Annotated in this window: 9 protein-coding genes; 2 read left to right on the forward strand and 7 right to left on the reverse strand. The window is 72.4% G+C overall.

Annotation, left to right across the window (positions count from 1 at the left end):
- Nucleotides 1-167: 167 nt before the first annotated feature.
- Both RV983_RS12295 and RV983_RS12300 read left to right on the forward strand, forming a co-directional pair.
- A complete protein-coding gene (locus tag RV983_RS12295; RefSeq protein WP_475985832.1) occupies nucleotides 168-1,064 on the forward strand; it encodes a DUF4231 domain-containing protein in 897 nt (298 codons plus the stop codon).
- Between the two features lie 45 nt (nucleotides 1,065-1,109).
- Complete coding sequence (locus RV983_RS12300) at nucleotides 1,110-2,000, forward strand: alpha/beta fold hydrolase (RefSeq protein WP_475985833.1); 891 nt, start codon at nucleotides 1,110-1,112, stop codon at nucleotides 1,998-2,000.
- Nucleotides 2,001-2,007: 7 nt separating this feature from the next.
- Here the strand turns inward: RV983_RS12300 and fxsT are convergent, their stop codons facing one another.
- From fxsT to RV983_RS12335, 7 genes are all read right to left on the reverse strand, one after another.
- Nucleotides 2,008-5,925, reverse strand: a complete 3,918-nt coding sequence (fxsT, locus tag RV983_RS12305) for an FxSxx-COOH system tetratricopeptide repeat protein (protein ID WP_475985834.1) — start codon at nucleotides 5,923-5,925, stop codon at nucleotides 2,008-2,010.
- Nucleotides 5,909-7,255: a TIR-like protein FxsC gene (locus tag RV983_RS12310; RefSeq protein ID WP_475985835.1), complete on the reverse strand. Its 1,347-nt coding sequence runs from the start codon at nucleotides 7,253-7,255 to the stop codon at nucleotides 5,909-5,911. The genes fxsT and RV983_RS12310 overlap by 17 nt, the downstream gene beginning before the upstream one ends.
- 122 nt (nucleotides 7,256-7,377) lie before the next feature.
- Nucleotides 7,378-8,163, reverse strand: coding sequence for an AAC(3) family N-acetyltransferase (locus RV983_RS12315; protein WP_475985836.1), 786 nt, complete (start codon nucleotides 8,161-8,163; stop codon nucleotides 7,378-7,380).
- Between the two features lies 1 nt (nucleotide 8,164).
- Entirely contained in the window at nucleotides 8,165-10,528 is a 2,364-nt protein-coding gene (locus RV983_RS12320; protein ID WP_475985837.1) for an FxsB family cyclophane-forming radical SAM/SPASM peptide maturase, read from the reverse strand.
- Between the two features lie 37 nt (nucleotides 10,529-10,565).
- A complete protein-coding gene (gene fxsA, locus RV983_RS12325; protein ID WP_475985838.1) occupies nucleotides 10,566-10,760 on the reverse strand; it encodes an FxSxx-COOH cyclophane-containing RiPP peptide in 195 nt (64 codons plus the stop codon).
- A gap of 676 nt (nucleotides 10,761-11,436) precedes the next feature.
- Complete coding sequence (locus RV983_RS12330) at nucleotides 11,437-12,159, reverse strand: poly-gamma-glutamate hydrolase family protein (RefSeq protein WP_475985839.1); 723 nt, start codon at nucleotides 12,157-12,159, stop codon at nucleotides 11,437-11,439.
- 124 nt (nucleotides 12,160-12,283) lie between these two features.
- On the reverse strand, nucleotides 12,284-13,648 hold the full coding sequence (locus RV983_RS12335; RefSeq protein WP_475990297.1) for a cation:dicarboxylate symporter family transporter: 1,365 nt from the start codon (nucleotides 13,646-13,648) through the stop codon (nucleotides 12,284-12,286).
- Between the last annotated feature and the right edge of the window lie 98 nt (nucleotides 13,649-13,746).

Genomic DNA, 13,746 nt, shown 5'->3' on the forward strand with positions numbered 1-13,746 from the left:
CGGGTGCCCGGCCCTCGCCCCTGCCCGGCGCCGCCCGCACTGCCGGCCTCCGCGCCCGAACCCCCCGCAGGCGGCCGCTGTTCGGCCGAACGCCTACTGGGCCGCCGTCCCTGATGCCCCCATACTGGGATGACGCGGGATTCAGCGAGTGCGGGGGGCCGCTGCCGATGGTGAGCGAACGCGAGTTGCTCCCGGAACTGTTCCGGGCCGCAGACCGGGCGTCCTTACGGGGCCAGTGGCAGACCGTACGGCTGTCACGGCAGCAGCTCGGCCTGCTCACGGTGGCCTCCGTCTTCAGCTCGTTCGACCCCACCGCGGGCCGTCTGCACTGGGCCTCGTGGCTGGCGGCCGTCCTCTTCGCGCTCGCCGCGTGGACCACCTGGGTGATCCACCGCCAGGACCCGCAGGCCCTCTGGTACGAGGGCAGGGCGCTGGCGGAGTCCATGAAGACCCTCGCCTGGAAGTACTCGATACGAGCCGCCCCCTTCACCCCGCCCGGCAACGAACGGGATCCCGACGCCCTGTACCGGCTGCAGCTCGGCGACGTCCTGCACACCTTCCGCCGCAGCCGGGCCCTGCCCCCGCACGTGGACTCCGGCATCACCCCGGCGATGCGGCGGCTGCGGGACGCGCCGCTGCGCGTACGGCACGACGTCTACCTGCGGGAGCGCATCCGGATCCAGCACGAGTGGTACACGGTGAAGGCGGCTCGCTGCGAGGTGAACGGACGCCGTGCCGGACACCTCGCGATGGCGTTCCCGCTGCTCGGCGTCCTCTTCCTGATCCTGCGGGCGGGCGGCTGGTCCCCCTTCGACACGCTGGGCTTCGTGTCGGCCATCACGGCGTCGGTCGCGGCCTGGTCGCAGCTGCGCCAGTACAGCCCACTGGCCGCGGCGTACCGCCTGGCCGCAGACGAACTGGAGCTGATCCGCGTCCAGTTGACCTCGCTCGACCTGAACGACCCGCACGCCGAGCACCTGTGGTCCCAGCTGACCCGGGACGCCGAGGACGCGGTGTCCCGGGAGCACACCACCTGGCAGGCGAGGCGGGAGATGCGCGTATGAAAACGGGTACACCGGCGCAGAACACCGGGAAGGGGGCCGCTCGGCGTGCGTGTGGTAGAGGCGGGGGACGGGCGGGAACTGGCGGTGGAGACCCTGGGCGATCCCCGGGGCAGACCGGTGTTCCTGCTCCACGGCACCCCCGGCAGCAGGCTCGGCCCACTCCCGCGCAGCGCGGTGCTGTACCGGCTGGGGGTCCGGATGATCTCCTTCGACCGGCCCGGGTACGGCGGCTCGGAGCGGCTGCCCGGCCGGCGGGTCGCGGACGCCGCCGCCGATGTCGCGGCGATCGCCGACGCCCTGGGCCTGGACGGGTTCGCGGTGGTCGGCCGCTCGGGCGGCGGGCCGCACACCCTCGCGTGCGCCGCGCTGATGCCGGACCGGGTGACCCGGGCGGCGGTACTGGTGGGGCTCGCTCCCCGGGACGCCCAGGGGCTCGCCTGGTACGCGGGGATGAGCCGGTCCAACGTCCGTGACCACACCACCGCCGACGCCGCGCAGCGCCGCCTCGCCGCCCGGCTGGAACTGCGCTCGCGCACCATCCGCGACGACCCGGCCAGCCTGCTCGCCCTGCTCCGGACCGAGATGCCGGAACCGGACCAGCGCGTGATCGCCGACGCGGGCCTGCGCACGATGCTGCTGCGCACCTATGCGGAGGCGCTGCGCACGTCGGCCGACGGCTGGATCGACGACGCCCTCGCGTTCAACCGGAGCTGGGGCTTCGGCCTGGACCGGATCGCGGTGCCGGTGCTGCTGTGGCACGGCGAGGCCGACGTGTTCTCGCCGGTGGCGCACTCCCGCTGGCTGGCGGAGCACATCCCCGGCGCGATCATGGTGGTCCAGCCGGGGGCCGCGCACTTCGCGGCCCTGTCGGTGCTCCCCCGGGTGCTGGCCTGGGCTGCCGCCGGTGGCGGTCAGGCACGCTCGATGCCCGCCTGACCGCCGCTCACACCGGCTGGGGTTCCAGGTCCCGGTTGACCCGGAACCACTCGCGGGCCGCCCGGCTGAGGGGGTGCTCCTCGCCCAGCAGCCGTACGCACTCGGGCAGCACCTTGCCGCGGATCTGCTGTGCCTGGGCGTGCCGGCCGGACTGCCGCAGGGCATGGGCCAGGTTGATCTCGCAGGCCAGGGCGTCCGGGTGCTCGGGACCGTACCGCTCGGTGAGACCCCGCAGGGCGGTTTCCAGGAGGGTCACGGCGCGGTCGGTGTCGCCGAGTTCGCCCTGCGCGTTGCCCAGGTTGATCATGCAGTTCAGGGTGTACGGGTGGCGTGCGCCGACCGCGCGCTCCAGCCGGGCCAGGGTGTCGGTGCCGACCGCCACGGCCTCCGCCGCGTCGCCGCTGCCCCGCAGGTAGATGGCCAGGTTGTTGCGGCAGGCCAGGGTGAACGGATGGTCGTCGCCGAGCAGCCGCCGGTAGGAGGACAGGGCGTCCAGGGCCAGGTCGCGGGCCTTCTCCTTGTCGCCGGCCGCCGAGTACTCGGCGGCGAGGTTGAGCGCGCAGGCGAGCGTGTCGGGCACGTCGGGGCCGTACCGCTCCAGGTAGCGGTCGTAGGTCACCTGGGTGAGCCGCATCGACTCGGCGGCGCGGCCCGCCTTGCGCAGCGAGACGGCGAGGCTCTTGGAGTTGCGCAGTGTCTCGGGCACGTCGGGGTTGAGGACGTCCTGGAAGACGTCCATCACCTCTTCCAGCATGGCGACGGAGCCGGCGTAGTCGCCGATCTCCCGCAGGTCGCGGGCGAGGTTGGCCTTGGTCGACAGGGTGTACGGGTGGCGGTCGCCGAGCATCGGGCTGCGCCGGTCGACGGTCTCCTGGTCCAGGCGGCGGGCGAGTTCGGAGTCCCCGGTGAGCCGGTAGTCGATGGCGAGGTTGTTGGCCGCGACGAGCGAGCGCGGATGCTGCTCGCCGAAGATGTCCCTGAAGCCCGCGTAGATCTGCTCGTCGCGTTCCCGGGCCTCCTGGAAGCGGCCGAGCGCCCGCAGGTCCGCCGCGAGGCTGCCGCCGGTGATCAGGGTGTGGGGGTGGCCGGCCGGCAGCAGGGCGGTCTGCCGGGCGAGGGTGTCCTCGTCGTACTGCCGGGCTTCCTGGTAGCGGCCCTGCGAGCGGAGCACGTTGGCGAGTTCGAACTGCAGGTTGAGGGTCTGCAGGTCGTCCTCGCCGAGGGACTGCTTCCAGTTGTGCAGCAGCTGCTCGGCCAGGATCCGGGCCTGTTCCAGCGCGCCGCTCTTCCACAGGTAGCGGACGCGGTTGACGAGCAGTTGCCGCGGCTTCTCCTCGCGGCAGTCCTCGGCCTGCGACGGGGCCAGGTGCGGCCAGATCAGCTCGAATCCGGGCCAGTTCGCCGGGTCGTTGATGGCGTCCTCGGGCGGTCGCGCCTCGGCGAGGATGCGGTGCACCTCGTGCATCGTCTCCTGCTGGTCGTCGTCGGACATCTCCGAGCGCACGGCCGCCTGCACCAGCCGGTGCACCTGGATGCTGCTGTCGGCCGGATCGACCTTCGCCAGCGCGAAGCGGTTGACGGCCTGGATGACCTTGCCGAGCATGTAGCGGTCGCGGAGCTGGGGGTCGTACGGGAGCAGGGCCTGAATCATGGAGTCGCTCTCGATGAGGGTCATCGAGATCGGCTCGGCCGCGAAGAACGCGCACAGCTCCAGCAGCCGGACGGCGGCCTTGGACTGGTTGCGCAGCCGGCTGATGGAGATGCTCCAGGTCGCCCCGACCTCCCGCGGGTAGCCGGCGGCCATGGTGACCGACAGCGCCTTGGTGGTCTGCTCCTTGAGCTGCTGCACATACACGTCCACGGGGGTCGCGGTCTCGGCGAGCCACGCGGCCGCCACCTCGACCGCCAGCGGCAGGTCGCCGACCGCCTCCGCCACCTGCGCGGCGTCCTCCCGGGTCATGCCGCCGACCCGGCGGCGCAGGTGCTCCACGCTCTCCGCGCGGTTGAAGACCTCGATCTCCAGAGGCTCGGTCGGGCCGGTCGGCGGCTTGTTCCGGGCGGTGACCACGATGTGGCCGCGTCCTCCGGGGAAGAACCGGCGCACCCGCTCGGGGTCCTCGACGTTGTCGAACACCAGCAGCCAGCGCGGGAAACGGGTGCCGGTCATCAGCTCCTCACGGGCCGCCTCGGCGGCCTCGGAGACACTGTCGCCGACCCTGAGTTCCAGACGGCGGGCGAGCTCGGCGAGGGAGGGCGCGATCCGGTCCTCCTGCTCCGCCTCGATCCACCACACGAGGTCGTAGTCGGCCTTGAAGCGGTGCGCGTACTCCAGCGCCACCTGGGTCTTGCCGACGCCGCCCAGCCCGTGGAGCGTCTGGGGGAATGGCTGGACGGAGGGGTTGCCGCCGCCCAGGCGGTCGCGCAGCCGGTCCAGGACGGTGGAGCGCCCGGTGAAGAAGGTGTTGCGGGGCCGGAGGTTGGACACCTTGGGGTCGCCGACGGGGTAGCGCGGGCCGCCCGCCATCGAGGCCGGGTTGAGGTCCGTCTCGTCGCGGCCCAGTGCGCGCAGCAGGGTGGTGGCGGCCGCCTCGTTGTCGAGCCGTACCAGGCTCACCGGGCTGCGCTGGGCCAGCGGCGGACCGGGGCGCACGTCGCCGACCCGGATCGGCAGGAGCTGGTGCTGCTGGCCCGAGGGGTCGGTGCCGGAGTTGGACTCCCACACCCGCATGGCCCGGCGGGACCGCAGGTAGGCGGCGGAGAGCACGATGAGCGTACGGGTCGAGGAGCCGGCGCCCGCGGGGTGTTCCATGGGGGCGGCGTGGGTCTCCACGTCCCAGGGAACGACCCGGAAGCCGGCCCGGGTCAGGAGCCATTCGATCCAGTCCGCCCACATGCGGTCCTCCGGCACGTAGGCCAGCACCAGACCGGACGGCGGGACGGGCCGGCGCCGGGTGAACTCCGCCGCCCAGCGGAGCCGTTCGGGCTCAGCGAGCGGGGGCAGCGAGGTGACGGCGCCGCCGGAGACCATGGCGGTCAGGCGCTCGCAGGCGGACAGCATCGAGCTGGACAGGCCGGGCGCGTCGCCGAACGTCGCCAGGATCTCCTCGTAGGCGTAGAAGGGCCGGTACGGGATCTCCACCGAGCCCCAGTAGGCGACGCGCTCCTCGTCCCCCAGCCCGGCCGGGAGCCCCTCGAACTGCGCGCGGGCCAGCGCCCGCCCGGCGTCGGCCTTCTCCTTCTCGCCGTCGTCGATACGCATGGGCACCGGGAAGATGCGTATGCCGCGGCCGCTGTACCGCTCCTCGATGTCGCGGGCGACGGCGGCGGCGCCGTAGATGCTCTGGTCGCTGAGGGTGAAGCAGACCACCAGTTCGTCGGGCATGTGCACGGTGCAGATGTCGGCGATGTCGCTGAGGCCGGTGCGGCTGTCGATGAGGACGTAGTCGTAGTGGCGGCGCATGTCCGCGCGCATGGCGTCCAGGAACTGGCCGCCGCCGAAGCGGTCGTAGAAGACGTCCCAGTCGATGCCGGTCAGGGCGGTGGAGTAGTTGCGGTCCTGGCGGCCCGCGGACAGGTAGTCCAGGCTGCCGCCCTCGGGGAAGCCCCAGTTCAGGGATATGGCGTGCGGGCGCACCCGCGCGAACTGGCGGTGCCAGTCGGGAGGGCGCGGTACGTCGCGCAGCGCCTCCTCCCGGTACTCGGTGATCAGGTCGATCATGCCGGTGGTGGCCGCCAGCGCCGAGGAGTCCAGGAAGGGATGGAAGAAGCGGAAGAGCCCCGGTGCTTCGAGGTCCCAGTCCACGGTCAGCACCCGGTGGCCGTTGGCCGCGAGGATCCAGGCGGTGTTCGCCAGGGCCATGGTGCGTCCGGTGCCGCCCTTGTACGAGTAGAACGTGATCACACGTCCGTTACGGCTCTCGGTCATCCTGGCCCTCCGGTTTGTCGGGTTCCGTGGTGCCGCGGTCGTCGTACAGGCCGTACGGGGAGGAGCGCTCGGTTCCGTACGCTCCGGCGGAGGGGCCGCGCAGCCTGGGGCGCGAGCTGTGCGGTCCGTGCGGTGGGAACGCCGGGGCGTGGGCCGCGTAGTGCTTGGCGGCGAGCCCCACGGCCTTGGGCACGTCGTCGCTGAAGGCCTCGAGGCTCGGGATGCTGTTGCGGAGGAACCGCAGGCCGCCCGGGCCCTCCGTCCGGCCCGGTTCGAGGGCCTCGTCGGCGATGCGGCGCAGGCCCTCCTCGTGGCCGTTGGAGTCCGGGTCCGAGCGGTTCCAGGGCACGAGGACGCTGATCCACGGCCGGCGCCCGTCGCCGAAACGGGCCAGCATCTCCCGCCGGTCGGCCGAACCCATGGCCCAGCGGTCGAGCAGCAGCAGCCCCGGGGCGGTGGGCGTGGGGTCCAGCAGGCGGTCCAGCTCCTCCTCGAACACCCCCACACTGACCCGGTAGTCGAGGTTGCGCGCGAGGTCGGCCGCGTGGTCGGCCAGCGGCCGGTTGCTCTGCGGGTGGTACGGGTTCCAGTCACGGGGCGAGGGACCGTAGCAGGTGCCGCTGCGCCCCTCCGGCAGTTCCTCGGAACTGCAGCAGGCGAGCACCGTCACCCGCAGCGGCCGGCTGGCGCCCGGGGGCCCGAAGGCGCTGGGGACGTGGTGGTAGTCGACGTGCCGGCCCTTGGCGATCTTGGTCTCCTCGACCACCTGCACGATGCGCTGCGCGAGGCGGTACACGGCGCGCTCGTACTCGTGCTTGAGGTAGCTGAGCTTGATCAGCCCGTAGAAGCCCTCGGCGGCGTAGTCCTCACCGAAGTCCGCGTGGTTGAACTGGAGCCCTTCGGCCGGGCCGGGCATGTCGTTCGCGGCCACCGGCACCCACAGCGCGGGCACGATGCCGGATATCGGCCCCTCGTGCACGGCCCGGTGGTACACCGCGCGCTGCGAGAACGCGTACCACTCCTTGCCGCACTGCTGGCTGCGGAAGTAGCGCGGCGAGTACAGCGGGACGAAGACCCGGCAGTGCGCCAGCGCCTCGGCCAGCGATTCCGGCCACCCCTCGCCGACGTTCATCCCCCGGTCCATGAAGCCCGCCTTCACCCCGGCAGGCAGTGTCGTCATCTGCAGGATGTGCGCGCACAGGTCGTTGTAGAGCTTGGCGACCCACAGGTCGGGGTCGGGATCCGAAGGGTCGTTCCTGGGGGTGTGTGCGTAGCTGAGGAAGAAATACGGCTTGTCCGAGGCGTCTCCCTGCCCCACGGGTAATGCCATGCGCCATCTCCCCCGCCCCGACCTACAGGTCCCCGCCGCGCCCCTCGTGAGGGAACCTCAGTGTAGGAACCGCTGTTTCTCCGGCGGAATAGCGCATGACCATCAATTTTCCGGACGGGCCGTCAATGGTCGTGTTGCACAAGCCATTTGGCGATGACATCCACCGCGTCCGCGATGGGCACAAGATGGCAGGGCGCGTCGCCGAACAGGCCGTTCAGCACGACGCACTCGCGTGCCACCACCGGGACGAGACGCGGGAAATGGCGGTCGTCGATGTCGGGCGCCTCGAAGGACACCCACTCCCTGCCGCCGTCCGCGCTCCGTACCAGCGCCCGGTAGGGGCGGTCCGGCGGCGGGACGGCGCGGTAGTCGGCTAGATGGTAGGCCGTGCACACCCACAGGTCCACGCCGATGAGCAGCGCCCGGCCCCGCAGGTCGTACAGCCGGGCGGTGGGCGAGTCCTCGCCCAGGTGGCTCTCCAGCGCGTGGCCCTCGGTGAGGGTGCGCGCCGCGGGACCCACTGCGGTGAAGGAGGTGTGCGGATGCGCGCTGCGCAGCGCCCCCGGGGTGAGCCGGACCTCCTCGGCCAGCCGCCCGACACTGGGCGACACGGGCGTGGTCAGCGGGTCGAAGGGCTCCATCGCCTCGCGGTACGCGGCCAGTTCGGCCGCGCTCAGGCCTGCCGTGCGCTCCCGGTCGAGCCGCGAGGTGACCGAGTTCTCCGGCGTCGCCGCGTACGCCACGAGGGTGCCCTCGTCGCCCAGCGCCGCCCGCAGCGCCTCGACCACGGTGCGCCCGCCGCCCTCGACCGGGCCGACCGCCCGCAGCGAGCCCTGGACCAGCAGCACATCGCCGGGTCCGACGCCGAGCGCGCGCAGATCACCGGTGAGGCTTTCCCGAGTGTGCACCTCAGACCCCGTTCAGTTCGGAGATCCAGGGGGCGACGGTGCCGGCCATCCGGTCCGCGAAGCGCTCACCGAGCGGGGTGAGCGAGCCGCTGCCGGCGAGACGGTCGATCGCCTCCGCCGTCTCGCGGGTCCAGCGGGCGAAGGGGGCGGCCGCCTCCGGGACGCCCTGGCGGGCCAGGGCACGCCAGTACTCGGCGACGGCGATGTGCGCGTACGTCCCCTGGAGCAGCCCCTCCAGGGGCCGCGGGTCGGGCCGCCACGGCGCGTGGAAGAGGCGGGTGTCGTCCGGGTCGAACAGGTCCACCAGGTCCAGGACGGCGCCGAGCTTCACATGCTGGAACTCGTGGGCCACCAGCAGGGCCAGCGTGACCGGCGTCGCGGGGCGCGCGATGCCGACCGCTCCGAACGCCTGCCGGGCGGCACCGCTGACGTCGCTGCCGTCGCCCGGCGGGACCAGCGCGGTGATGGTCCCGAGCCCGGCGGCCAGCCCCGGGACGTAGCGCGGCATTTCGCGGCCGAGGAAGTCCCAGGCCGCGACCAGGTCCTCGTGCCAGGCCTTGACCTCGGACGCGTCCTGCCGGGGCACCGGCGGCCACTGGTGGGCGTCGCGGTGGGGATCGGTGTCCTCCAGCGCCACGGGCCAGCCGGCCGGGCCGACCCGCCGGACGGGGTGCCACCACGCGTCCGCCGGGCCCTGCGCGGCGATCCTCAGCGTCCGGCCCGCGGCACTCACACGGAATCCGCTGCCGTCCGCGGCCACTTCCGCCGCTTCGCCGTCGGCGGCGTCGACCAGCACACGGCCGAGACCCGGCAGCCGTACCGCGCCGTCACGCACGGGAACCCGCACGGTCGCCGGGTACCGGCCCGCGGACCGCACCACGGAGGCGGCCGCCACCTCGGCGAGCCCCGCGACGTCCGCACCTCCGCCGCCGCCCGTCCCGAGGCAGTGCCGGGCCCACGGGCGGACGTACGGATGGCCCAGCACGGTGTCCACGGCCTCCGGCGCGGCCTCGTCGACCTCGGCGAGCACTCGCCAGACGGCGGCGGTCCTGCCGTCCCGGGGGGCGCGCTCCCAGACCGCGGTGAGCAGGCCGCGGGTGATCTCGAGCTGCTCGGCGGCGAGCGCCGCCACGGCGCCGGCGTCGCCGTACCCGGCGGCCAGCTGGTCGATCTGGTCCTCCGTCAGCGGGAACCGGTGCTGCTGCCCGGGCGCGGTGGTCACCGAATTCTCCCGATCCACTTGCTCGTCCTCGGCTTCGCGGATGCCGAGGATCAACTCCATCAGGTCGGCGCAGTACGCGGACGGATTCGCGAATCCGTTCCCGGTGCGGTAGCGATGCGCGTACAGTCCGCCGCCGCAGACGTCGACGACCGGGCAGCGCCGGCACGCGTCGCTCAGTCCCGCCTTGCCCTGCCGGCGGGCGGCGATCCCGGGGTGGGCCGCCACCTCGTCCAGGGAGTGGGTGAACACGTCCATCCCGGTGGCCGGGGCCCCGTCGTAGGCGGTCTTCAGTGAATCGGCCTGCTCGAACGTCCCGTCGGTCTCGATCACGACGAGGTCGACCGGGTCGGTGCCGATCGACTCCACGAGGCTGCTCCCGCCGCGCAGCATCCGGCGTACGGAGTCGAAGACCCGCACGGGCACCGGGCGGCCCTGGCCCGTCCAGCGCCGGTGGATCGTCAGCAGCCAGTCCGCGTACGGCGCCGGGGCGCCGCCGGGGCGCACGGGCGGCGCGTCATGGGTGGCGTGGGGCAGCAGGAAATCGATACGGGGCGGGTCGAGCGCCATGAGGGCGTCGTACACCGCGAGGGGGTCGTTGTCCACGTCGATCGTGCAGAGCAGGCCACCGTACAGATGGCGGTAGCGCGGCTCCCGGAGCAGCCCGATCGACTTCACCACGCGGTCGTAGCTGCTCCGCCCGTCCGCGAACCGCCGGTGGCGGTCGTTCTCGACCCGGCCGCCGTCGAGGGAGACCCCGACCGAGACGCCGAACTCGTCGAAGACGTCGCAGAATCGCCCGTCCAGAAGGACGGCGTTGGTCTGGATGCCGAGCTCCAGGGCGCAGCGGCCGTCCAGCGCCCCGCGTAACGCCTCGGCGGCCCGGCGGATCCGCGCCGGGCCGGCGAGCAACGGCTCTCCCCCGTGGAACACCACCTGGACGCTCGCGAGACGGTGCGCCGTGGCGTGCTCGGCGATCCGCTGCGCCACCCGTTCGAACACCTCGTCCGGGGTCGCCCGGACCCGACGTTTCCAGCTGGTGTCGGCGTGCTCGTACACGTAGCAGTGATCGCACGCCAGGTCGCACCGGCTGTGCAGTTTGAGGACGAACTGCGAGAGCGGCCTCAACGACGGTGATGTCTCCATGGCTTCGCGCCCGGAACCCCCGAGTCGGTCGGCCGAGTCAGCTGCTGAACGACTGGAAGGCCGCGACCGGGACGTTCCCTGCGGAGGCCGAAGCGGGCATCACACGGCCGAGGGCCGGCGAGGCCACCGAGCTGCCGCGGGAGGCCAGCTCCGCCAGCGGGATCCTGCGCCGCGGCTGCGGCCGCTGGGTCGAGGCGTCGTTGTCGGCCTGCACGGTGAGGGTGGCAGTCATAGCGGGGTCCTCGTTCACTAAGGTGCGTTGGGGGGCGCACGCCATATGTCCGAAATACGGCAAAATCATCTCACCCTGGACATGGAAAGGCGACGCAGCACGCTCATCAACGATGCAGGCGGGCCCCAGGGCGCGCGTAAACGCACCACAAGACCGTGATTTACGCCAAATGCAGCAGACGCGCGCACTCCCCCACCCCAACGCCGGGCTGTGTGATTATCTCCCTTACAGGGGGCGGGAGTTGATGCTTTTCAAGAACCAAACAAAGTTCTTGGGGCGGTTCGCGCGCCGCGCAGCACACAGCCCCTCGTCCCGCCTTCCGGCGCATCGAGGCGCATGCCGCACGCCCGGCGTACGGGCCTTGCACGCCGGCTCTCCTGCCCGTTCGGCGCACACCTCGCACGTTCCCGCGGAGCCCTCCTGCGCCACACGGGGGAACGCCCCCTCGCGCCAGGCGCGGGCGGGGCTGTCGCGGCACGTTCGAGGGGAGAGGGGCCGGGTGCTGTCCGGGTCCCCGGTTCCTCTCCCCACAGCGGGGGTCGCACAGGAGAAGTTCAGGATTGAACAATCCGTCTGTGGCGCTGCTCACGCCCGCCGGGACCCGCCTCGGCCCTCGACGCCGGCACGCACCGCGGGCCCCCAAGGCGCCTGCCCCCAGGGGCACTTCGACATGGCGTCAGGATGCGGTCGCGATCGCCGCGCGGGCGGCGCCGACGAAACTCCAGAAGAGCGGCCTGGTGGTGTTCCTGCGCCCGGCGCGGGTGTCGGTGCCGAACATCGCGCTGCGCAGCGGCGCGGTGATCTCCAGCTGGGCGCCGCCGCCGCGCCGGGTGCGGTTGCAGATGTTGGCCGGGGAGAGGCCGGCGAGTTCCTTCGTCCCCGAGGCGTCGACCGCGTGGATGCCGGCGGCGGTGAGGGCGGCGATCAGCTGTCCCGCGAAGCCGGTGTCCGCGCCGCCGACGAGGACGGCCCGGGCGCCCGCCGTCAGGCCCGCCTGCGCGGCGGTGCAGCCGTGCAGCGAGAGCACGCGCTCGCTGCCCGCGGCCAGCGAGCGGGCGACGGGGTCGTCGCAGCGGGTGGAGGTGACATGGAGGGCGCCGTTACCGGTGACGCGCAGGCCCTCGAACATCCAGTAGTCGTACACCGGACCGCCGGCCGGGGTCGGCGCCAGGTCGGCGGGGTGGTAGCCGGCGACGGCGAGGCAGAGTTCGGAGGTGCCCGCCTCGATGCCGCCGGCGTGCGGGGCGATGACCACGGTGTCACCGGGCCGGGCGGCGGCGTGGCGGCGGAAGCGCCGGGCGTAGTCGGTGCCCTCGGTCAGTGCGGTGTCGGCGTACAGCGCGGTGTGGGAGGCGTATGTGTCGGATGACGCGGAGGCGTACCCGCGGTGCGTCGTCATGCGGCGATCATCACGCACCGGCGGCCCCGGCTCCTGCCGGGAGCCGGGACCGCCGCGATCGGAACGTCCGGTCCCGCCGGGCGACGGGGGAAGCTGCCCGGCGGGACGTGTGCAGGGCGGCCGGTCAGACCGCCGGCGCGGGCTCCTTTTCCGTGGACACCGGCTCGGACGGCTCGCCGTGGCCGTCGTCGACGAGCGTGGTCTCGTCGAAGGGCAGTTCGCCGGCGAAGACCCGCTCGGCCCGCTCGCGGTCGAACTCCTTGGTCCAGGTGCCGATCAGGACGGTGGCGACCGCGTTGCCCGCGAAGTTGGTGACGGCGCGTGCCTCGCTCATGAAGCGGTCGATGCCGACGATGAGGCCGACGCCGTCGACGAGGGCCGGCTTGTGCGACTGGAGTGCGCCGGCCAGCGTCGCCAGGCCCGCGCCGGTGACGCCCGCGGCGCCCTTGGAGGCGATCATCATGAAGAGCAGGAGCGTGATCTGCTGACCGATGGCCAGCGGCTGGCCCATCGAGTCGGCGATGAACAGCGAGGCCATGGTGAGGTAGATCATGGTGCCGTCGAGATTGAAGGAGTAACCGGTCGGCACCGTGATGCCGACGACCGGGCGGCTGACGCCGAGGTGCTCCATCTTGGCGATGAGGCGGGGCAGCGCCGACTCCGACGAGGAGGTCGAGACGATCAGCAGGAACTCCCGGCCGAGGTACTTCAGCAGCTGGAAGAGGTTGACCCCGGCGACGAGTCGCAGGATCAGGCCGAGCACGACGACGACGAAGATCAGGCAGGTCACGTAGAAGCCCAGCATGATCGTGGCCAGGGCCTTGAGGGCGTCGACGCCCGCGGAGCCGACCACCGCCGCGAGGGCGCCGAAGGCACCCACCGGCGCCGCCCACATGATCATGGACAGCACGCGGAAGACCAGCTTCTGGATATGCCCTATGCCGCGCAGCACCGGCTCGCCCGCCGAGCCCATGGCCTGGAGGCCGAAGCCGACGAGCAGCGCCACCAGCAGGGTCTGCAGCACCTGCCCCTCGGTGAACGCCGACACCAACGTGACCGGGATGATCGAGAGGACGAAGTCCGGCAGCGACTCGGCCGGGGCGTCCTTGGCCTGGGCCTGGCCCACGTCCTTCAGGGCGTCGGTCAGGTGCAGCCCGTCACCGGGCTGGAGGATGTTGCCGACGACGAGGCCGATGGCCAGTGCCACGAAGGACATGGCGATGAAGTAGCCGAGCGCGAGCCCGCCGACCTTGCCGACCTTCGCGGCCTTGCGTACCGAACCGACGCCGAGCACGATCGTGCAGAAGATGATCGGCGAGATCATCATCTTGATCAGGTTCACGAAACCGGTGCCGATCGGCTTCAACTCGACCGCCGCGTCCGGGGCGACAAGGCCGAACACGGCGCCGGCGATCGCGGCGACGACCACCGCGATGTACAGGTAGTGGGTACGGTCCCTGCGACCCTGACTGCGGCTCTGCACCGGCACTGACACCTTTGTCTCCTCGGTCCAGCCGGACGCCGTCCCGGACGCCCGCCGTTGGATAACTCCCGGTGACTATGCGCCCGGGCAGTGAGCCAGGTCAC

The organism is Streptomyces sp. RLA123 (assembly GCF_056270165.1).

Excerpts from the sequence above, each read along its gene's own strand:
- fxsT (WP_475985834.1), bottom strand. The coding sequence starts at position 5,925 with ATGACCGAGAGCCGTAACGGACGTGTGATCACGTTCTACTCGTACAAG.
- RV983_RS12295 (WP_475985832.1), top strand. The coding sequence starts at position 168 with ATGGTGAGCGAACGCGAGTTGCTCCCGGAACTGTTCCGGGCCGCAGAC.
- RV983_RS12330 (WP_475985839.1), bottom strand. The coding sequence starts at position 12,159 with ATGACGACGCACCGCGGGTACGCCTCCGCGTCATCCGACACATACGCC.
- RV983_RS12310 (WP_475985835.1), bottom strand. The coding sequence starts at position 7,255 with ATGGCATTACCCGTGGGGCAGGGAGACGCCTCGGACAAGCCGTATTTC.
- RV983_RS12320 (WP_475985837.1), bottom strand. The coding sequence starts at position 10,528 with ATGGAGACATCACCGTCGTTGAGGCCGCTCTCGCAGTTCGTCCTCAAA.
- fxsA (WP_475985838.1), bottom strand. The coding sequence starts at position 10,760 with ATGACTGCCACCCTCACCGTGCAGGCCGACAACGACGCCTCGACCCAG.